The following is a 21,915-nucleotide window of genomic DNA, read 5'->3' on the forward strand; positions in this document are numbered from 1 at the left end:
ATTTTGGCACAAATTGTGAACTACCACTAAATAGGTATTCAGATATTAGGAGTTGAATATGTTGGTCGTTATTTCAGTGGGTTTATCCCTATTAGTACTTGCTGCGCAGTTTCATTTCTCAAAGAAGAGACAAACCGCGCTATCACACCGGTTTGAAACCTTAGTTCTACTCAGACAGTTGTTGTTGCTATCACGCAAACATCGCGCGGCAACGCATTATGCTCTGGCTTATAAATTGTCTAGCGACTCAATTCGCAAAGTGAATGCGATTTACGACAACATACTTGAGGTGTCTGAACTGCTTCAATCTCATGTTTCGTTCGATAGCCGTCCTATGTATCGCATCTATCACCTTAGGCTCATTGCCATGCACAGTGACTGGCAAAATCGTAGCTTAGTACGTAACCAATCGATTCATGGCAAAACGATTCGTCACAGCATGTTTTTGATGGATGAAGTAATGATCATCTGGTTGATCCAATCGGAACGAGAAGAAATGAGCCGTGAGTACCACATGAACTGGCAACAGATCTTGGATTGCATGGAGACCCTAACCAAGTTACGAATGTCTATCCCTGGAATAGAAAAGGCGGATATGGAAAAACCTGAGGAGTATGCGAGATTCAAATTCTATGCATCTCAGACACACCGTAAACTCAACCAATTATCAATGATCTGCCCTATCAGTAGTGGCTCACCGATTTGTACACGTGCGATGCATGCACTCACAGAAATCGCATCGAGCAACGAATTAACCCAACCGGCAGATAGCTTATACGAACTAACCAGTGATATTTCTAGCATCGTATCGCAAGTTTACGACCAAGTATTATCTGACATGACCAAAAGCTTGTATCAACCTTTACCTGACATCAACGATAAGGCGATAAACACCCGATTATGGTACACAGATACGTCTAAAGACTTCGTGAGAGGAGAGCGTGTGGAACTCTGAATTATTGAGTTCAAATCCGATATCACCTTTGATATCGGATTTTTGTATTTATGCGTTTATTCTGCATGTCTTTCTATAAAAATATTGGGGTCGCAATTATACCAAAGGCAGGTGACCCGTTTTCACTAGGATAACCGTCTCTTCTTCCACATAAGGGAAATGCTCGCTCATGTGCGGGCTACGCATCCATGTGTGTTTTGGATACTCGCCATGTTCATCTTTGAAAGTGCCTGACAACACAAAGATTTCTTCACCACCAAAGTGACGATGTGGCTGAAAACGTTCGCCAACTGGCCACTTCACTAACGCGACATGCTCGTGTTCGAACTCATGCAGAGGCATTACTTGCAAGCCACCAATGCCTGGAAGCCACTCCGTTTCTTGGGTATTGATACGAACTTGAGTTAAGTCTCTCGCATCAAACTGATTAAGCTTAACCAAGATCGTGCAGCCATTTTTGCTTGATGGAGAGTGCGCACTTCCCGGGGGATTACGGATATAAGTGCCTACAGGGAAATCTCCAGTTTCATCAGAGAAAACACCCTCTAATACGAATATCTCTTCGCCTTGCGGATGCGGGTGCTCAGAAAACGAAGATTCAGGATCGTACTTCACCACGCTAGTCGTGTGACCCGATTCTTTCTCTTCTCTTTCAAGCGGCTTACGCCATACCCCTTTGGCAGGGCTCGCGATCCAATCTAATGATTCGGTTTCAATAACCAGTTTTTTTGAAAAGTCCATGTTGAACATAATGGCGCCCTTACTCTTGTTATCGTTATGCCTTTATTCTGCGTAATTGTCGTGGCACTTGATGATACCTTTCTAACATTAACTCTCGCCCTATTGGCTTCGACATATTAACTATTAACTATTAACTATTAACTGCAAAGTATCAGCTAACCGGCATTTGCTCAAAACGTCCTTTCACAAAATCAATGAAGGTTCGGATTCGGCTTGGTTGATAGCGGTCTCGATGGTAGATCGCTGAAAAGTCCACTTTCGGCACCACCCACTCATCAAACACTTGCACTAGTTGTCCGTCATTGAGTTCTTGTAAGCAATAGATAGTTGGTACACGAATAATTCCGTTGCCCGACTTCGCGCCCTGCACCAACACTCGACCGTTTTTACATTGCAGCCTACCCGTCACATGCACATCGACCGTTTTCTTGGTGTCGTCCACAGCGTGAAAGCTCCACTTACGCACCGAACCGGTTAAGCAGTCATGGTGGATTAGATCTTTAGGATGATTTGGCTTCCCTTTGCGAGCGAAATACTCAGGGCTCGCAAGTGTTCCCATCTCAATGTCTAAAAGCTTTCTTGCGATAAAGCCCGCGTCTTCTAAGCTTCCCATTCGAAAAGCAATATCAAACGCATCTTCAATCAAATCGACTCGGTTGCTACTGAAATCAAGACTAATACTGATATCTGGGTAGAGCTGCATGAACTCATTCACTAGATCCGCGATGATCACTTCACCAAGATAACCACCGACACAGTTTACTTTTATGTCGCCACGTACTTCTTCGACATCGTCCACAGCAGCAATCAGAGCTTGGTCTATATTATCTAAGGCTTGTTCACATCTCGCGTACAGATCTTGCCCTGCATGAGTCAGCCTTAAAGTTCGAGTAGTGCGGATAAACAACGTCACTCCCATCTGTTTTTCTAAGCTACTGACTTGGCGTGACACGTGGGAGCGCGACACATCAAGCTCCTCCGCCGCTTTGGTGAAATTACCTAAACGAGCGATAAGAACGAAAGAACGAATGTCAGACAGGTTAATTTGATTGAGCATGGTCGCCAGCTTACTTGTGAAATTTAAAAGTGATGAAGCTAAAGAGTTATGACGCTATAAAGTGAACACCTTTATTGTTGCACCACAGCAACAGTGTTTCAAGTAAAGCGCTATATATCAACAATGATATTTTCCTTAATATACCTCCATCGCAACGAAGCAAGGCAACAAACACTTGATTCGAATGCACTAAAACAACACGTCGTAGCCAACCGACGCAATAAAAGTACAGAGGAAATAAAATGAAAAAACTAATCGTAATTACAGGTGCAAGCTCTGGTATTGGTGAAGCAATCGCTCGTCGTCTAAGCGATGAAGGCCACCCTCTGCTACTTTTAGCTCGTCGTGTTGACCGCCTTGAAGCGCTTAACCTACCAAACTCTCTATCTGTGAAAGTAGACGTAACAGACAAAGCGTCTTTTGATGCAGCAATCGCACAAGGTGAAGCGAAATTTGGCCCTGTAGATGCGCTTATCAACAACGCTGGTGCAATGCTTCTTGGTCAAATCGATACTCAAGATGCGCAAGAGTGGAAGACAATGTTCGACGTGAACGTAATTGGTCTTTTAAACGGCATGCAGTCTGTACTTGCTCCGATGATGGAACGCAACACAGGTACTATCATCAACATCAGCTCTATCGCGGGTAAGAAAACATTCCCAAGCCATGCAGCTTACTGTGGTACTAAGTTCGCGGTTCACGCTATTTCTGAAAACGTTCGTGAAGAAGTTGCCGCTTCAAACGTTCGTGTTACTACAATTGCACCGGGTGCTGTAGAGACTGAACTTCTGTCTCACACAACATCTCAAGAAATCAAAGATGGTTACGACTCTTGGAAAGAAGATATGGGCGGCGTATTGGCAGCTGACGATATTGCTCGCGCGGTATCATTCGCTTACCAACAACCACAGAACGTATGTATCCGTGAAATCGCTCTAGCACCAACTAAGCAACAGCCATAAGCTTCAGTGATTAACTTGCATAGCGTCTGCGTTTAATTGACGTATAAAGAAAGGGACCCTTACTAGAAATAGTAACGATCCCTTTTTTCTTTTGTCCGAACTCAATAAACACTAGGTTTGTTTTACGACCTCGCGACCACGCCATTGAGTCACAATCAGTGCGACAATAATGACAATACCCAAAGGTCCTATCCCGAATGGATTAAGTAGCAGCAGTGGAATGGCTATTAGTGCGGCTAAACGCTCAACCATGCTCAGTGAACGAATCAAATACCCTTCAATTGCGATCGCTATCGCGACAATAATAGTCAGCGTCTGGATGATTGACAAAAGCAGCGCAGGCATTCCGTCGTCCGGGTTCACAAGGCTTGTGTATGCCATCATAATTGGGATGATGAACAGACCACCCGCCAACTTGAACGCTTCTACCGAAGATTTCATTGGGTTCGCATTCGCCACTCCTGCCCCAGCAAAAGCAGCCAAGGCAATAGGTGGCGTTACGTTCGAGGTTTGAGACAGCCAAAATACGATAAGGTGAGCAGTTAACAATGGTAAGCCAAAGTCGCTTAGCATTGGCACAGCCATAACCGCCAACACAATATACGCCGCTGTTACGGGTAAGCCCATCCCCAAAATTAAAGCCACTAAACTGATTAAGCCCAATGCAATAAGCATGTAGCCACCAGAGAAGTCCATCACAAACTGAGTAAACTGCAAACCGATACCTGTTTGCCCTACCACACCAACAATAATACCTGCCGCACCACAGGCTGCAGAGATCGGCAACGCCATCAGTGCACCATTTTTCATCCCTTCAATGAACTTCTTCAATCCGACTCGGCTGTGTTTACGCAGCGCCGCGGTTAGTAGAATTGCACTGCAACCCGCGACACCAACTAGTAAGGGTGAGTAAGCCATCATTAAGAGTACGGTGATCAGAATCAACGGAATCAGGTGGTGAGCGCCATCTTTCATCACCGCAATCACTGCTTCTGTTTTGCTTACTGCTTTGAGGTTCAGCTTGCACGCCATTAGATGAACGTAAAGCAGAGTACAGAAGAAATACAAAATAGCTGGAGCAATCGATGCGATCATGATTTCGCTGTAAGGCACACCAGTAAATTGCGCCATAACGAACGCACCAGCCCCCATAATTGGTGGCATAATTTGCCCACCCGTTGAGGCAGCAGCTTCAATACCTGCGGCTTGCTCTGGTTTATAACCGAGCTTCTTCATCATAGGAATAGTAATCGAACCTGTGGTCACCGTATTCGCTATCGCAGAACCGGAAATAGATCCCAAACCTGCCGATGCCAATACCGCGGCTTTCGCAGGACCGCCACGGTATTTACCCGCGATGGAGAAAGCGAGATCGATAAAGAACTTACCGGCGCCAGTCACCTCTAGAAATGCACCAAACAACACAAAGATGAATACCGTTGTCGCAGCAATCCCTAACGCAGAACCAAATACACCATTAGCTGAATAAATCTGGAATTGAATCAACTCCTGTAGCGTATAAGCCTTAATCGAAAAACCACTTGGCAGCATGTCACCGAACGCACTATACGCAAGGAACAACGCTGCGATGAACACCATCACCCAGCCAACGGTGCGTCGACACCCTTCTAAAAGCAGTACCAACAAAGCACTACCTGCAAACATGTCGGCAAATTGAAGCCCATAAAATAGATGATTGATGTCGTTATAATCGAATATCCATAATCGGTAGCCAGCAAATACCACCACGGCACACAAGATCACATCGATCAACTTGCCAAAAATAAAAAGCTTATTCTTTCGGTTAGAGACCAATGGATAATGAAGGAAGATCAAGACCAGTACCCAACATAAATGGATAGGTCTAAAGTAGGTTGCTGAGATCGTTGAACTCACGCCTTGCCATATCTGAAAAGCCGATAGTGCTACGGCAACAATTAGAGTCAAGTAGCCCATTGTTTTCACGAGTTTCTCATAGGGTAAAAGCTGAGGTGACACGTTTTGATTATCAGGGGTAATATCCATATTAATGCCTACTGGATAAGAACGAATTGCTAAAAAGGGTAAGTGAGATTTCACTTACCCTGAGGTAGAAGCGTTACTTGCTTACCGAATCTAGGTACTTCTGAGCACCTGCATGAATAGGAACGCCTTGCAGTCGAGAAGCATTCTCTGGAGTGGTCATTTCAGCCATTTTCACGACTTTACGAATATCACCAATGTTCTCAAAAGCGGCTTTAGTAAGATTGTATGCCATGTCATCACTCATGTTGGCATTAACCACCAATACGTTCCAAACACTAAGTGTCGATACTGGATCAACCTTATTGTAAACACCGGCTGGGATGTCGTAAGCACTGTAGGCTGGGTATTGCTTCATGAAGTTGGCACTCTCTTGTTCAGAGATAGAAATCACCTTAACGTCGTGAGTTAACGCAATCTGTGTTACCGCGCCAACACCTTGGCCACCAACAATGAAACCCACATCGATTTGACCGTTTGCCAAAGCATTAGTGGTTTCGGAATAGTTAAGGTAAACCGCATCAATATCTTCTTTCACATCGATACCCATCGACTCAAGTAGTGCTGCAGATGTTACTGCCGTACCACTAGCAGGAGCGCCAAGGGAAACACGTTTACCTTTGAGTTGCGATAATGAGTCAATTCCAGAGTTTTTGAGAGTAATGGTGTGAACTAGATTTGGATACAGAGCAAACAGCGTTTTTACTGGCATTTTCTTAGGAAATTTTCCTTCGCCATTGTAGGCATCCAGAACCACGTTACCCATAGCAATACCGGCGATCATATCGCCACGCACGACCTTAATGGTGTTCTCGACAGACGCTGCTGTCACTTCGGCTTTTGCATTCACATCCGATACGTTTTCAGACCAGACTTTAGCCAATGCGCCACCGAATGGGTAGTAGATACCACTTTGACCACCTGTACCGATTGAATAGTTTTCTGCACTTGCCATCGTAGGCAGAATCGCGAGTAAAGCGACTAATAAGTTACGTTTAAGCACAATCATCTCCTTGATTATTAACCGTAATTAGATAGACACCTAACTACAAGCTTTATTTTCTGTTCATTTTTTGAGCCGTTCAAACATTACATGCGATCGAATATTGTGCAATTAAATACTATGCAATTGTGAAGCAAGTGTTAAATTGATCACTTATCAATAAAAAAGCACCCAAGCTAGTTGGTGCTTGAGCGTTTTTAATAAACGGAAGATGTTGATTAGAAGTTATAACCACCACTGCTCATGAATACCCATGGGTCAATATCAACGTCTGTTGAGTGCTGTTTCCCCACCAGCCCTGTACTTGGCTGTAGTATCAATGTCTGCGTACCTGGCGGATGCGTTTAAAAACCAATCATCGTTGATCATGTGACCCCTTCACCTTGCCCGGATCTATTTGGATCAAAATAGAGCAAGCCAACACCTCGTACGCATCAACTTGGTGCAATCTCGCAGATTTCATTCTCATCTCGTTTAATATTCAATGAGTTACATTTGGCTCAGCGCTTGCAAGTCTATGTTCATAATCATAAATACATTGAGGTTCTGACCATGCAAGACACTCTAACAATCGTTCTGGCCGGCGGTGTTGGCTCTCGGCTTTCTCCCCTCACCGATAACCGAGCAAAGCCTGCGGTACCTTTTGGCGGTAAATATCGAATCATCGATTTCACGCTCGCGAACTGTTTACACTCTGGGCTACGCCAAATTTTGGTGCTGACTCAGTACAAGTCTCACTCTTTGCAAAAACATTTAAGAGATGGTTGGTCGGTGCTTAACCCCGAGCTCGGCGAATACATCACCAATGTTCCCCCACAAATGCGAACCGGTGATAGCTGGTATAGCGGTACAGCCGATGCCATCTATCAAAACTTGTATCTGCTTTCTCGTAGTGAAGCTAAGCATGTGGTGGTGTTATCCGGCGACCATATCTATCGCATGGATTACGCGCCAATGCTCAAACAGCACAAAAAGAACGAGGCCGATCTAACCGTTGCGTGCATGGAGGTTTCGATTGATGAGGCCAAAGAGTTTGGTGTGATGGAGATAGACGGATCTCTAGAGATCAATAACTTTACTGAAAAGCCACGTTACCCTGCATGTGTCCCCGGTAGACCGACTCGAAGCATGGCTTCAATGGGCATTTACGTCTTTGATAAAGAGGTGTTAACACAAGCGCTACTGGCGGATGCCGAAGATCCGAACTCAAGCCATGATTTCGGTAAAGACATCATTCCTAAATTGGTCGGTAACAACAGTGTTTACGCATACAAGTTTGGTGATGAAGAAGGCCGAGTGACCCAAGATGCGTACTGGAGAGATGTGGGCACGATCGACTCTTATTACCAATCCAATATGGACTTATTAAAGCCCGCCTCACCTATCGATTTATACCAACCAGATTGGGCGATTCGAACCTACGAACCGCAACTTCCGCCAGCGCGAACCATTGCTTCTGTAGAGGGAAACCAAGGAATATTCATCAACTCAATGATAGCGAATGGGGTGGTGATTGAAGGAGGTTCGGCGCAAAACTCTATCTTCTTCCCTAAAGTGAAAGTCAGCAATGCCGCAATTGTGATTGATAGCATTCTGTTTGAAGATGTTGAGATTGGAAAAAATTGTCACATTCAAAACTGCATCATAGATAAGAACGTCAAAGTGCCAGATGGCACCCAAATCGGCATTGATAGGCTTGCCGACACTAAACGCTTTCACATATCGAAAAAAGGCGTGATTGTGGTGCCCTCTTCTTACCAATTTGAAGAGTCATAGCTATCACTAACACCTGATGGCGCTATAAAGGCAGCCCAGAGCTGCCTTATTCAATAGTCGCGTTAACGGAGCTTTGCTTTTTATAAAAACCACACTTTTTATATCAACCACAGTGATTTAAAAAGAAAGCATTATCGGCATCAAACTAGCAATAATTTTAAAACTTAAACTAGAATAAGTATTTGAGCTGACGTTTGGTTAAGGCGATAAAACCTAGGCTGGCAAGGTAGATTAGAGGAATGCTTCGCGAGTGAGGTATTTTTGAACATGTATTGAAAACACGAAACATAATATGCGATCAGTTCTTCGGACTTTCAAGGGAGTAAAGGGAGATTATTTGATAACACTGAAGTGAATCACACATGTGCTATTTCGCAGTTGGTTAAACTAACCGATGTTTGCTACGTTTAAATGACACAGTCATTGGAAAGGTATGATTTATGAAAATAAATGTTCAAACACATCACGTATCAATTAACGACGAGTCACGCAAAGACATCGAAAGTAAATTCGAGAAGATATCGAACCATTTCCCATCACTGATCAGCTGCGACATCATCATCACAAAAGAACATGGTCAACACCAGGTTGAAGTGTTCACCAACTACGAAGGTGTACGTGTAAACGCAAAAGCTACAGATGACGTTATGTATCCAGCTATCGCTTCAGCACTCAAGAAACTTGAAGCAGGCCTAAGTAACCGTAAGGGACAATTGAAATCAGACTTACACGAGAAACCAACGAGCACGAAGCCAGAAATTGCTTCAGACATCATCCAAGAGATGAAATTGGTATAACTCGACTCATAGTTGAAGCGCACTAACGAATAAAAGTGCACAAGAATTACAAAGCCAGCACACGTTGCTGGCTTTTTCGATCTACACATCAATCAATGGAATAGTGAGTTTTTAGATGGAACACCAACTAGGCAATAACTGGCAACACATCAACTGGGTATTAACCGACGTCGATGACACGCTTACTTGGCAAGGTTCACTCCCTCCTGAAACCTTGATTGCGTTACAAAAGCTAAGAGACAATGGAATCAAAGTGGTCGCGGTGACTGGAGCTTGTGCGGGTTGGTGTGATCATATTGCACAACTATGGCCTGTCGATGCCGTGCTTGGAGAGAACGGCGCCTTCTTATTAGAGAAACAAGATGGTGCATTACAGCTTTCATCGGAAACACCACTAGAGCAAGTGCGCCAGAGCCAAACCAAGCTAAAACAACAAGTTGAAGCGATCTTGGCGAGTTACCCAGATCTATCCCTAACTCTGGACCAATCTTACCGTTTGTGTGAGGTCGCGATTGATATCGGCCAAAACCGTGAACCTGTTGACCCTGAAACTGTTCAAGCGGTACTCGAAAGAATACACGCTTTAGGCGCACACGCGACGGCAAGTTCGATTCATATCAATGCTTGGTATGGCGAGCACTCAAAGAAAAACGCAGTACATCGTTTTCTGGCTAATAAAGGCCTATCGCTTGAACAAATCCACAAGCAAGCATGTTATGTCGGCGATTCAATGAATGATCAACAGATGTTCGAATCACTACCACTCACCGTTGGCGTGGCAAACATTCAGCATTATTGGGATAAGTTAGATCATCATCCAAGTCAGGTGATGTTGCAGCCGGGTGGCTATGGGTTTGCAGAATTTGTGGATGCGCTGCTGGCAGTTAAAAGCTAGACACTTAAAAAGAGTCACGCCCTTCTACTTCTAACAAGGTCTCAGGCCACTCAATAGACATAAAAAAACGACCGCTAGGTAGACCGAAGTACCTAGGGTCGTTTGAGCTTCAAAATGCTAGATAAGCTCTGAACTTTCACACAACATATTGTCTATATGAGTTTATTACGGATGTGGATCACCACCGCTTCTGCAACGATTACCACTGCGAAGATACTCACCAACACCATTGATACTTTCTGCCACTCAAAAAGGTTTTGCGCATCGTTTAGCACCACGCCAATACCACCAGCGCCCACTAACCCCAATACCGCAGATTCACGTACATTGATGTCCCAACGGAACAGCACGATGGAATAGAACGCAGGCATTACTTGTGGCCAATAACCTTTAAGTAAAACGCTCATCCAAGAAGCGCCTGTCGCGCGTAAAGCTTCAATAGGCCCCATGTTCACTTCAGCGATTGCTTCCGCTAACAGCTTCCCTACAAAGCCGATACTACGAATAGCAATTGCCATAATGCCTGCGAGAACACCGGGGCCAAAAAGTGCGATGAACAGCAATGCCCAAACCAATGAGTTCACAGAACGTGAAGACACGAGAAAGAATTGAGCAATCCAATTCAAAGCTTTATTCGGAGTGATATTTGGCGCGTTCATCAGCGCCAAAGGGATAGCAAATACCAAGGTAAACAAGGTACCTAACGTCGCGATGTGCAGTGTCTCAATCATCGCTGCGTGAATCGACTCAGGATAGAACGCGTAATCCATTGGCACCATACGCTCGAACATGTCGGCAAACTGCGCTGGCGCGTCGTATAGAAACTCAGGAATCACTTCAACGGTTTGCCAAGACCAAACAATCGCACACACAAGGCTAAGGTAAACAGCAAATCGAGCCACACGTTCGTTGGGTGTAAAACGCTGCCACTCTCTATCGATAGATGCAGTTGTCATTAGAAGATTCTCCTAACAATGTTGGAAAGAAATTCACCCACAAGAATCAATGCGATAATGGTGATCAAAATAGCGGCGACAAAGTCGTAATCAAAACGTTGGAATGCTGAGAAAAGCGTACCGCCAAGACCACCCGCACCCACGATGCCAACCATGGTTGAGTTACGCAAGTTTGAGTCCAATTGGTAGCTAGCAAAGCCAATGAAACGAGTAAATACCTGTGGCATAACCGCGTACAGAATGACGCTGACAAAGCTCGCCCCCGTTGCTTTAATCGCTTCAACCGGTTTAAAAGAGATCTCTTCAATCGCTTCTGCAAACAACTTGGCGATGAAACCAATCGATGCAAATACTAAAGTCAGGATCCCCGCAAGGGCACCAAAGCCGACCGCTTTCACGAATAGAATTGCGATGATCACTGGGTGGAAAGAACGACACAGTGCGATGAAGCCACGAATAGGTGTCGATACAATCGAAGGCATCATGTTTCTTGCAGCAAGTAAGCCAAGAAACAATGAGATGACGATGCCGAAGAAACTCGAAATGATCGCTATCTGTAAGCTCTCCGCTAAGCCACTTAGCAGTAGGTTAGTACGCGAGAAATCAGGCGGGAACATTCTTGATAGTAACCGCTCACTTTCACCAAAACCGATGACCAAACGATCAAAGGTCAGTCCTAACGTCGCAAAGCTGTAAAACAGGTAGCCAATAATTGCAGCGATAATTGCACGGTTAGTCCATGAGGTTTTGAACGGATTTTCATGCTTCGCTGGCGATGTGCTTGATGGAACGCTTGGCGACGAGCTTGGATTTAATCCAGCCATGACTCACCCCCATAAATAATTTTCAGATCTTCTTCTGAAATACCTTCAGGGCTACCGTCATAATGCACTTTACCGTTACACATGCCGATGATGCGCTTGGCATACCGCTTGGCTAAGTTCACATCGTGGATATTCACCAACACGGGAATGTTTTTCTGTTCTGCGAATGTCTCCATCAACTCCATGATCTCAACCGCTGTTTTCGGGTCGAGTGATGACGTCGGTTCATCCGCCAATAAGATATATGGGTCTTGCATAACGGCGCGAGCGATACCGACACGCTGTCTTTGGCCGCCTGACAAACTGTCGGCACGTTGGTTAGCAAAGTCTTGCAGGCCAACAAATTCAAGTAACTCGAACGCTTTTGCTAGGTCTTGCGCAGAGTAGTTGCGACGCCATGCATTCCAAGCGGTCATGTAACCCAAACGGCCACTCAACACGTTCTCGATAACCGTTAAACGTTCGACAAGGTTATATTCTTGAAACACCATACCGATATGTCGACGCTGTTTACGTAGCTCTTGGCCTTTTAGTTGAGTCAGGTCTGCGCCATCAAATATGATCTCACCTTGGCTTGGATCGTTGAGTCGGTTGATGCAGCGCAGAAGCGTACTTTTACCTGTACCAGATGGACCAATGATCGCGATGATGCCTGGCTCATCAATATCAATATTAATGCCTTTAAGGATTGGCTTGCCTGCCACATATTCGTGGAAAAGGTTGTTTATCTTTATTCCTTCATAGCTTGCTACGGCCATACTGCATTTCCTTGTGCGAATTTTAGAATGATCTATGCCCTACCCGCGAGGGCATAGATTTTTAGTTGAAGTAGGTGTTTTTAAAGAACTAAGCCTTTCGAAAACTTAGTCTTCTAATAAAAAAGAATTAGCCGTTGTTTGCTTGCTTTGCTAACTCAGCGGCTTTTTTCTTTGCGCGTTTAGCCGCATCTTTTTCAGCCAATTTCTTCAAGCCAGTTTTGGTGTAAGCCGTACCTGTCGCATGAGCGATATCACGAATCACATCCCACTCTTCTTTGTAGCTGATTGGCGAGAAACGGTCGGCACCTTTAAACGATGCGCTCATTTCTGGTGTAAAGCGGTAGCTAAAGAAAGCTTCGTTGATCTTCTCAACCAGTTCTGGTTTTAGGTTGTAAGCATAGCCAAACGCAGACGTTGGGAAGCGTGGGCTACGGTAGATGATCTTCAGTTCAGAATCGTCAACACGACCTGCTGCTACCATACGATCGTACACGTCCGATGCCACAGGTGCTGCGTCATAATCTCCATTGAAGACGCCTAGAATCGATTGGTCATGCTTACCTGAGTAAAGCACTTTGTAATCTTCATCTGGCACTAGGCCTTTCGCAGGGAATAACGCACGTGGAGCTAGGTTGCCAGAGTTGGAAGATGCAGAAGTGTGTGCAACCTTTTTGCCTTTCAGATCAGTCATTTTGTTAATGCCGCTGTCTTTACGAACAATCGTGATTAGGTTATAGCCTTGGAAGCCAGACTCATCGCCCTTCACCGCAATTGGAACGTAACCTGCTAAGTTAACTGCGTAGCCTGTTGGGCCCGTAGAAAAACCAGCAACATGCAGTCGACCAGAACGCATCGCTTCTACTTGCGCAGAGTTCGAGTGAACTGTGTAGTAAATCACTCGCTTACCCGTGATTTTACTTAGGTGAGCTTGGAAATCCGCAAACGCATCTTTGTACAACGCAGGGTCTTCTACTGGCGTGTAAGTAAACACAAGCGTACTTGGGTCATTCCACTCATCTGGGTTCTTGGGTGAATCGGCGACCAAATCTTGGTTTTCATCACAGTATCGATCGTCTAACACACCACGACTAGAGCAGTCGCTTGCCATAGCCATTGAAGGAAGTAGTAATGAGCTAGCGATTAACAGTCCTTTAACACTGATTTTCATATTCAAACCTTACTTTTACTTATTGTTGAAAGTCACCTTCACTATTGCAGCCTTTGTGCCACCTTTTAATTTATTTAATTTCAACAACTTAAAGAAATACTTAAATCGGTAAATTACTTTTGTGTCATTACTGTCCAAGCAAGAAGTCTCTATTTGGGTCATTTCTGTCCCGTCAATTTTAGTGGTAAAAAAAGAGCCCGAAGGCTCTTTGGTTCACTGCTTTTTCTCTTATTATTCTTTGGCTAAGTGCTCTTTATACAAACGCTATAATTAGCGACGTAACAGCGCTATCTGAATAGCCTAAGCGTCGCTGTCCATACAGTTAGCGTAGTAAGTTACTGTTGCAGGCCAGTCGCTGAATACGCCCATAACACCGACATCTTGCGCCAGTACATCAAGCATTTTCATCATGTCGCCATCATTGTTGATGCCATCTTTCACGCTTTGGTAATACCAACCGCCGCCTTGCGCTAGCGGGCCCGAACGCTCAAGTGTCCATGCAATAATCTCAAGGTCAGCATCCTTTGCCAGTTTCGCGTAGTTAGACGCCACTAATTCGTTGTTCTTATCAAGTTCAACCAAAGCAAACAGAGGTGGCGCGATGATATTCACACCCGCATCGTGAAGCTCTTTCATGTTTTCAACAGACGCGACAAAGTCCGCTTGCTCATAGACACGGTCGTCAAGATAAACGGCTTGCTTACCGAACTTAGGCGTCTCATTAACCCAGTACTTCACATCATCCAAGTTGAATGACTGCAAGTAAGTCTCCGAAGGCTCAAAGCCCGCCTCTTTCAATTCATCCACCAATTTCTGCGCATACATCTCTTGGCTAAAGCCATTGAAAGGCATTTCTACCGCCGCCGATTTTAGCTCAGGAGTCACCTTCACGCCGTGCTCTTTAAACAACGCCGCACTTTCGGCGTGTGTCATCAGTGTGCCACTTTGGCTGTAAAGATCGGTTCTCCAACCAGGTGTGCCATTCATGTACTCTTCAACCGTGGTTGCTTTTGGATTCGCACCATCCATCTTCCCTTTCAGCGTCTTAAACTCCGCTAGCGTGAAATCAGAGGTACGACACTCAACCTGAGCATCTTCGCCTGTCGCTGGGTTAGCCGGCGTGAACGGTGTTGAACACTTCTTCGCGAGATCGGGATGCGCCAAAACATCGGTTGTGGTGTGCAGATCACTTTGCGAGTGACGACATACCAACGCCTTATCTTTAGTGAAAGTCACATCGCACTCCACGACGCCCGCGCCCATTTGAATCGCCGCTAAATAAGATTCCTTAGTGTGCTCAGGAAACTGCATCGCAGCTCCGCGATGTCCAATAGAAAAATCACTACGATGAAAAGGTCCTTCACTGCAACTCAACAGTTTGGTTTTCAAAGGGCTCTCATCCATATTGTTCACTAAAAAGAGGGGACGAGGACCTAAGTCGGCTGATTCTGCTGCGGCCCATGCCGTCATCGAGCTCACGACTAGTATCAGAGCAATCGAACCTTTCAGTATTTGCTTCATGTTTGTATCTCCTTGCAACAAGCAATTATTTTTCTAACTTCCTTTATTCGATCATTCGGTGTTGGATAGCTGTCATATATAGATAGCTGTCATATATATTTTGACTCAGCACCGAATAACCTCATGTGAACGTATGCCACAACGTAGTGATTGCACGCATTGTGCCAAATGTTAAAGCCCTTTTATTACAATCACTTGAAACGGTTAACCATTCGACTAAAAGTTAATTGGGTCATTGTTGTCTTGTGCTTTTATTAAGCGAATGGATGAACCAGCTAGGCCTTGAAGCTCTCTTTATCCAATTGGTGTTTCTTCATTTTTCGATAAAGGGTTTTACGCGGTAAATTCAGCTTGCTTGATACCTCGTTAATGTTGCCAGCGCTTTCAATAAGCGCCTCAGTCAGAACATTTCGTTCGTACTGCTCCATCTGTTTTTCAAAGGCAAAATCTTCTCCGGACGTTTCACAAATTGGTGATTGAAGATCGAAGCCATCACCAACAATACCAAGTACAAATCGGTCGGCGACATTGCGTAATTCACGCACGTTACCCGGCCATTCATGCCGACATAGTTGCTGAATCTGTTCAGGGTAAATCGTTGATGGGCGTGTCTTGTATTTGTGGCTCGCTTGAATCACAAAATGGCGGAACAGCACCTGAATATCTTCTTTGCGTTGACGCAATGCGGGAAGGTTTAAGCTAGCAATATTAAGACGATAGAAGAGATCGGCTCTGAACTGCCCCGTTTCACTCAGGCTCGCGAGATCAGCTTTGCTGGCGGCTACCACCACAATATCGACCGGGATTAACTCGTTACCACCAACGCGCTCAATCATTCTTTCTTGAATGACGCGCAACAGTTTAATTTGCACCGCAATTGGCATGCTTTCGATTTCATCAAGGAACAGAGTTCCGCCATTGGCTTGTTCTATTTTGCCAATGCGCTTCTTGTTGGCACTGGTAAACGAACCCGCTTCATGACCAAACAACTCACTTTCGATAATGCTTTCAGTCATGCCGCCACAGTTGATCGCGACAAAGGGCTTCGCCTTACGACGGCTAAATTGATGCAAGGCGCGAGCAATCACCTCTTTGCCCGTTCCTGTTTCGCCGTTGATGATGGTATCAACACCAGTATGAGACAGTGCGAGCACTTGCTTGCGTATCGTATCCATCGCTTTTGATTGGCCAATAACCACCGTTTCAATCGGTAACTCAGCTTCCTCATCACCGTCTGTAGCTGCTGGGCAATTGTGCTGAGACTGTGCCAACGCTAAATCGAGCTTCTCTACCAACTCACTCGCATTCAGTGGCTTTTCTAAAAAGTCGAACGCCCCTAGCTTCATTGCCTCTATCGCCATGGGAATATCGCCATGGCCACTCATCAACAATACAGGAACGTTAGCGGCTCTATGTTGAATTGAACTCAGTAACGTAAGCCCATCCACCTGTGGCATTCGTACATCACACAATACAACCGACTGGCTGTTTGCTTTGAGCGATTTAAGGCCAAGGTTAGGGTCGGTAAAGGTCGTGACGCTAAAACCTTCTAGCTCCAACATTTCACTCACGGCTTCAACGACATCGATTTCATCATCGATAAGAACTATGTGTTTTTCTGCAGTCATGAGGCTATGCCTTTTGGTAGAGTGACGATAAAAGTAGTGCCTTGGTGTTCAACTGATTCCACGTGAATCGAGCCGCCAAAGTCTTTTATGATGTTGTATGCGATAGACAAACCGAGCCCAAGCCCCTTACCTATTGTCTTGCGGGTATAAAATGGGTCAAACAGATGCGGAATGTCCTCTTCAGGTATCCCTAACCCGTTGTCCATCACCAAAATCTGAATGGTCTTCGAATGCTCTTGAGTAGAGATGCTGAGCTCTGGTTGTTCTCTGTGTTCGATGGCATCCAGAGCATTGCTGATCAAATTCACCAGTACCTGTTCTAAGCGAATGTTGTTAGCTCGAACCACCTGGTCGCTTTGTGGTGAATACTGAATCGAGACCGTGCTCTGTCTGGTTTCAAACAGGTCAATCGCATCACCGATCACCTTATCCAATTCAACGTTATCAATCTTGCCATCACTCTTACGTGAGAAGGCCTTTAGGTGACGAGTAATCGCAGCCACTTTATCTAACAAGACCTCGATTTTTTTCAGGTTCTCTTGTGCTCTGTCTGGTCTATTTTTACCGAGCCAAAGCTGAGCACTTCTAACGTGACTGTTTACTGCCGTCAGAGGTTGATTGATTTCATGCGTGATCCCGACACTCAATTGCCCTAGCGCGGCCAATTTTCCGGCTTGGATTAACTCGTCTTGAGTCACTCGTAGTTTGGCTTCGGCTAAGGTGCGTTCTTCAACCTCTGCCTCTAATTTACGATTGGTTTGCTTAACAACTTTGGCCGTGGTCTGGAATACCTTTAAGTACTTAGCCATTTGTGTTACTTCGTCTTTGCCCCGAATAGAAACCTCGGTATCTAAATGGCCAGTAGAAATCGCGAACATGTTGTCTTTGAGCTGTAAAAGCCTTTCTAAAATACTCTTACGCACGTAGAACCATGAAATGGCAGCGGCAGCCAACACGCTAAACAGAGAAAGAAAAAGAGAGAGTTGTTGGTTCGATTGTAAAGACAGCTGCGCCTGCTGAATCGATTGGTCAATATTGCTATTCACCTTGCTGGTGTTGCTTTCGATCTGCACGGTTAACTGATTCAAATGTTCACGGCTGTTTTGCAGGAAATATTGCTCTTGATAGAGATGATCGAGCGCTTTGTTTTTCATCCCATACAAGCTGCTATCACTTGAGGCGAGGTTATAGATCACTGTGAGTTGATGATCTAATTCAGGAAAATCATGTCTTAAATCACCACTGACCCAGAGCTTCCACCACTCTTCCCCGACTTGCTCCAGACGGTAGCTAGTGTAATCCAACTCATTAAAGCTTGAGTCGTTATACAGCTTCTCTACCAAGCCTAATTGGTAATAAAGCAGAGATTTCAACTGAGTATATTGGATTTGATCTTTGGCTGACTCAGGCAAACTATCGAGTGAATCACTGGCCTCTTGCAACAGAGGATAAAAGCCTTCAAGCAAATTACGAAGTTCTTGATTGAGTTGTTCTGACTCAATCTCACTTTGATACAACAGGCTCAGACTATTATTAACTTGGGCGATAAGATCTTTAAAATAGGCGTGATAATCAGGAAACTGAACCATAACGCTATTCATCACTGAAATGGCCTCTTCAATTTTAAGCATCGCCTGCTTACGCTCTAAATTAGATTCAGCGTCACTGAGCTGAGATGAGGTCGTGATAATCACACGCACCATGTCATTGAGGCGTGCAGCGTTATCTAAGGCGGGGATTTCACTCTCTTTTAATTCAACAAGGCGTTGGTTTAAATCGTCAAAGGTGAAGCTAGAAACAACCGAAAGGAAGATGGTTGTCATCGATAACATAGCCAATGCCAACACCAAACGCAGCTCGATGCCCTTCCAACCAAACCACTTACGACGCGGGATTTTGATCGAAAACGGGCGTTCAAAACTGTCTTTATTTTCTATCACCTCGGAGACATGACTACTCACTCGCTCCACCTTCTCTCATCATAAAATCAACAGGATCCGTCAATGATTCAATCAGTTAGGTGGTTTACCTATTTAATCTTACATCTAATAGCTTTAGTAAAACTATTAAATGGAGAGTAATCATTAACATTTTACATAAGACATCATAACAATTATTTTATAAAGCTTGAGCTGTCTGTTTTGCGATAATAGAAAGTGACCGCACCGACAGAAACGTGATTACTTTATCAATCCCTGTCGAAGGACATTTTAGTTTGAGCACTTCCAATAACGTCTGATCATTTATCATAGAGATTGATCGTATTGGGCTTATCATTCGCAAAACGGTTTAGAATCTAAACTTTCAGACAAATTAGCAATAATGGAAAATCATTGAATCTCGCAGTGTAGGACACTACCTATGTCGAAATAGGATGGATGTATAAATAATGCAGAACAATCATGTCAGGTTGGAGAAGGTAGTGAGGTATTTAGAATCTCACCTTGATCAGCCTATGGTAATAGAAGAGCTATTATCAAAATTTTACTTCTCTAAATACCATTTTCATCACCTGTTCCGCGCCTATTATGGCGAGGGGGTATATGCGATGCGTAAGCGCCTGCTTTTAGAGAGGGCTGCTCGAAGTATTATTTATGGGGTTGAGAGCATGACTGAGATTGCTTTTTCTTGTGGCTATGAAAACCAAGCTTCTTTTAATAAGGCGATACGAAAGCAGTTCTCTTGTACACCATCGTATATTCGTCATCAAAAAACAGTTCCTGCCTTAAAAAGGCAACAACTCACTAGTTTTGAGGACATAAAGATGAATATAAACGTTGTCGATCGCAAGTCTACGGAAGTCCTGTATTCCAGAGGTAGTGGCAAATACAGTGATGCAGCTGCAACCGCATGGGGGCAACTGATGCCATTTGTTTATTCTAATCGCTTAATTCAACCCGAGACAATAATGATAGGAATAAGCCATGACGACCCAAATATTACCCATGTAGATAATATACGCTACGACGCATGTGCAACGATCGTTACTGAAATGGAATTACCTGAAGGTATCGATCGCAAGACAATTTTGGGTGGCAAATATGCCAAGGCCTTGCACAAAGGTACTTACGAGAAACTCTCTGAAGCATACAGTTATTTACTCTTAAAATGGCTACCAGACAGTGGGTTTGAACTGCGAGACCAACCATGCTTTGAGGTGTACCTGAATCGAGACCCAAGACGAACTAAACCTGAGAATTTGAAAACCGAAATCTATATTCCGATCAAGTAACTAAGAGAGCTCCCTTGAGTCAGTCCCGGCTGGCTCATTTTTGCCCCTTTTCGAGTTAAAGTAAAAGCTCATTTACGTTCCGCACCTCTGGATTTGCCATAGATCAGCTTATGCTTATAAACAAGCTAGGCAAAAGGCAAATCCTGTCCCCGTTCGTGTGGAGAACAAAAAGGTATGATTTTCGAAATAGAGCTCGAAAAATCATACCTCATACTCAGATCTATTTAACTCAAAACGTCTTTGTTCTGAATCATCGACAATGGTCTATCTTGTCCAGCACTAAAAATGTTTACTGGTCCAGTGTAGCCAATAATATTTAGAACCAGCCGATGGAATAAATTTAGGCAGTCAAGTACATTATCTAGCTTTTCCTGCTCTTCGGCACTATTCAGTTCTTTGATTTTCGGGTGAGCAGAATCGTTCCTTAATTTATTCCAAACCTTTTTATCATTAGTGTCAATAACACCTTCGCTTACTAACAAGTCAAGAGCCTTTGCCGCTGTAATATTTTTCCAATATGACACACTTCCCTTTAGTCGGTCTCTATGAGCTTTGGAAATATCCAACTCATCAAACATTTTTTTTATAGCATTAATCTCGGCCTCAAGTTCAGCATCAGTCCTCGTTTGTTTGAAAACCGGTATATAAACGTCATTCAGAAGCCCTTCAACAGCTACAGACAACACCAACTCTGAAATTTCATCGACCGATGTAAATCCGTACCAGACGCGTTCCCATTGCCCCCATATACTTGCAAATCTATTAGGTTCATTTTGTTGAAGGCTAAAAATCTGCTTAAAAAGATCATAGCTATGAGCCCCACTTGCTTTCCCATCGATACCTACGTCGCTTGGTATAGGATTAGATGATCTTTTACGGGAGTTTTGATTGTTGAAGCTTTTGATTCTAGTAACTGATTTACTACCCATACTTTCCACGACTACATATGCTTGAGGCATCACCCCACACGAAAAACCTATGTAAAAATTAGCACACGCGACCATTTTTTCAGTATCAAAATCACCACTGACCTTGACAATTGTGTGATCTGTTTCATCTTGTACTACCAACTCGAAACTATCATGTTCAATCTTAGTTTCATCCCAGCTGCTACTCTCAGATCCCTTAGTTGATTTTGTTTCATTCAAAACATTAGCTGGAACATCAACCTTCTCACAAAACTCATAGTACAAATAATTACTATGATGATTACTACCTTCTCGCTCTTTCACTGATTGGACATACGGTAGGTGAATATAGATCACTTTATTACGGTTTCTTTCGAATAAGTTGATCGTTAAAGTGAAGCCTTCTGATGTGAACCTTTCGCCATTTAAAGCTTCAAATTCTGCGTAAATCTTCTCTGAAGGGTTTAGTGAATTGGCGGGGATACGTGCATTAAGACTTCTACGAGCTCCACTAGGTGGGTTGTATACAGTATTAGTGCAAACGAATTCAATATAAAGAGTACCGAACTTATTTTGCTTAATTGTCCCATGCCCTGTTAATTCAATCCCATTGGGCATATCTTGCCAGATCCGTACAGACAAACAGTGGATTTTTAACTCTGTATTTCTAATTACCTTAAAGGCGTTTTTATCAAAAAACATTGATTCACCG

General features: G+C 44.1%; 17 protein-coding genes and 2 pseudogenes. 6 read left to right on the forward strand and 13 right to left on the reverse strand.

Annotated elements, in window-relative coordinates; translation table 11 throughout:
- Nucleotides 1-58: 58 nt before the first annotated feature.
- Nucleotides 59-921: pseudogene (locus K08M4_RS20785) on the forward strand (hypothetical protein).
- Nucleotides 922-1,051: 130 nt separating this feature from the next.
- Here K08M4_RS20785 and K08M4_RS20790 read toward each other — a convergent pair.
- Entirely contained in the window at nucleotides 1,052-1,705 is a 654-nt protein-coding gene (locus K08M4_RS20790) for a cupin domain-containing protein (protein WP_086051307.1), read from the reverse strand.
- 142 nt (nucleotides 1,706-1,847) lie between these two features.
- Complete coding sequence (locus K08M4_RS20795; protein ID WP_086051308.1) at nucleotides 1,848-2,753, reverse strand: LysR family transcriptional regulator; 906 nt, start codon at nucleotides 2,751-2,753, stop codon at nucleotides 1,848-1,850.
- A 242-nt stretch (nucleotides 2,754-2,995) separates the two neighbouring features.
- Here K08M4_RS20795 and K08M4_RS20800 point away from each other — a divergent pair, with 242 nt between their 5' ends.
- Nucleotides 2,996-3,715 (forward strand): SDR family oxidoreductase, encoded by a 720-nt coding sequence (locus tag K08M4_RS20800; protein WP_010433036.1) that lies wholly within the window; start codon nucleotides 2,996-2,998, stop codon nucleotides 3,713-3,715.
- A 111-nt stretch (nucleotides 3,716-3,826) separates the two neighbouring features.
- Here the strand turns inward: K08M4_RS20800 and K08M4_RS20805 are convergent, their stop codons facing one another.
- From K08M4_RS20805 to K08M4_RS20815, 3 genes and pseudogenes are all read right to left on the reverse strand, one after another.
- Nucleotides 3,827-5,740: a TRAP transporter permease gene (locus K08M4_RS20805; protein WP_086051309.1), complete on the reverse strand. Its 1,914-nt coding sequence runs from the start codon at nucleotides 5,738-5,740 to the stop codon at nucleotides 3,827-3,829.
- Between the two features lie 73 nt (nucleotides 5,741-5,813).
- Nucleotides 5,814-6,746, reverse strand: a complete 933-nt coding sequence (locus K08M4_RS20810; protein ID WP_086051310.1) for a TAXI family TRAP transporter solute-binding subunit — start codon at nucleotides 6,744-6,746, stop codon at nucleotides 5,814-5,816.
- Between the two features lie 212 nt (nucleotides 6,747-6,958).
- A pseudogene (locus K08M4_RS20815) lies at nucleotides 6,959-7,112 on the reverse strand (OmpW family outer membrane protein); the annotation flags it as partial.
- A 180-nt stretch (nucleotides 7,113-7,292) separates the two neighbouring features.
- Between K08M4_RS20815 and glgC the strand changes: the two are divergent.
- The 3 genes from glgC (at nucleotide 7,293) to K08M4_RS20830 (ending at nucleotide 10,208) form a co-directional block, all read left to right on the forward strand.
- The gene (gene glgC / locus K08M4_RS20820) at nucleotides 7,293-8,516 is read left to right on the forward strand and encodes a glucose-1-phosphate adenylyltransferase (RefSeq protein ID WP_086051525.1); all 1,224 of its coding nucleotides are present in this window, start codon (nucleotides 7,293-7,295) and stop codon (nucleotides 8,514-8,516) included.
- Nucleotides 8,517-8,956: 440 nt separating this feature from the next.
- Nucleotides 8,957-9,313, forward strand: a complete 357-nt coding sequence (gene hpf, locus K08M4_RS20825) for a ribosome hibernation-promoting factor, HPF/YfiA family (RefSeq protein ID WP_086051311.1) — start codon at nucleotides 8,957-8,959, stop codon at nucleotides 9,311-9,313.
- 115 nt (nucleotides 9,314-9,428) lie between these two features.
- A complete protein-coding gene (locus K08M4_RS20830; protein ID WP_086051312.1) occupies nucleotides 9,429-10,208 on the forward strand; it encodes an HAD-IIB family hydrolase in 780 nt (259 codons plus the stop codon).
- Between the two features lie 152 nt (nucleotides 10,209-10,360).
- Here K08M4_RS20830 and phnE (K08M4_RS20835) read toward each other — a convergent pair whose 3' ends face one another.
- The 7 genes from phnE (K08M4_RS20835) to K08M4_RS20865 form a co-directional block, all read right to left on the reverse strand.
- Entirely contained in the window at nucleotides 10,361-11,164 is an 804-nt protein-coding gene (phnE, locus tag K08M4_RS20835; protein ID WP_009846258.1) for a phosphonate ABC transporter, permease protein PhnE, read from the reverse strand.
- Nucleotides 11,164-11,988, reverse strand: a complete 825-nt coding sequence (gene phnE / locus K08M4_RS20840; protein ID WP_086051313.1) for a phosphonate ABC transporter, permease protein PhnE — start codon at nucleotides 11,986-11,988, stop codon at nucleotides 11,164-11,166. The genes phnE (K08M4_RS20835) and phnE (K08M4_RS20840) overlap by 1 nt, the downstream gene beginning before the upstream one ends.
- Nucleotides 11,976-12,746 (reverse strand): phosphonate ABC transporter ATP-binding protein, encoded by a 771-nt coding sequence (gene phnC / locus K08M4_RS20845; RefSeq protein ID WP_086051314.1) that lies wholly within the window; start codon nucleotides 12,744-12,746, stop codon nucleotides 11,976-11,978. Before phnC ends, phnE (K08M4_RS20840) begins: the two co-directional genes overlap by 13 nt.
- Nucleotides 12,747-12,873: 127 nt before the next feature.
- Nucleotides 12,874-13,914: a phosphate/phosphite/phosphonate ABC transporter substrate-binding protein gene (gene phnD, locus K08M4_RS20850; RefSeq protein WP_041473170.1), complete on the reverse strand. Its 1,041-nt coding sequence runs from the start codon at nucleotides 13,912-13,914 to the stop codon at nucleotides 12,874-12,876.
- A gap of 300 nt (nucleotides 13,915-14,214) precedes the next feature.
- A complete protein-coding gene (locus K08M4_RS20855; RefSeq protein ID WP_086051315.1) occupies nucleotides 14,215-15,435 on the reverse strand; it encodes a glycerophosphodiester phosphodiesterase family protein in 1,221 nt (406 codons plus the stop codon).
- A 275-nt stretch (nucleotides 15,436-15,710) separates the two neighbouring features.
- Nucleotides 15,711-17,063, reverse strand: coding sequence for a sigma-54-dependent transcriptional regulator (locus K08M4_RS20860; protein WP_086051316.1), 1,353 nt, complete (start codon nucleotides 17,061-17,063; stop codon nucleotides 15,711-15,713).
- Nucleotides 17,060-19,033 carry an ATP-binding protein gene (locus tag K08M4_RS20865; RefSeq protein WP_086051317.1) on the reverse strand — a complete coding sequence of 658 codons (1,974 nt, stop codon included), beginning with the start codon at nucleotides 19,031-19,033 and terminating at the stop codon, nucleotides 17,060-17,062. The genes K08M4_RS20860 and K08M4_RS20865 overlap by 4 nt, the downstream gene beginning before the upstream one ends.
- A 419-nt stretch (nucleotides 19,034-19,452) precedes the next feature.
- Between K08M4_RS20865 and K08M4_RS20870 the strand changes: the two genes are divergently transcribed.
- Nucleotides 19,453-20,295, forward strand: a complete 843-nt coding sequence (locus tag K08M4_RS20870; protein ID WP_086051318.1) for an AraC family transcriptional regulator — start codon at nucleotides 19,453-19,455, stop codon at nucleotides 20,293-20,295.
- Nucleotides 20,296-20,519: 224 nt separating this feature from the next.
- On the opposite strand, the gene K08M4_RS20875 is transcribed toward K08M4_RS20870, so the two are convergent.
- Nucleotides 20,520-21,905, reverse strand: coding sequence for a hypothetical protein (locus K08M4_RS20875; protein ID WP_086051319.1), 1,386 nt, complete (start codon nucleotides 21,903-21,905; stop codon nucleotides 20,520-20,522).
- Between the last annotated feature and the right edge of the window lie 10 nt (nucleotides 21,906-21,915).

Source organism: Vibrio syngnathi (assembly GCF_002119525.1).
GTDB classification, from domain to species: domain Bacteria; phylum Pseudomonadota; class Gammaproteobacteria; order Enterobacterales; family Vibrionaceae; genus Vibrio; species Vibrio syngnathi.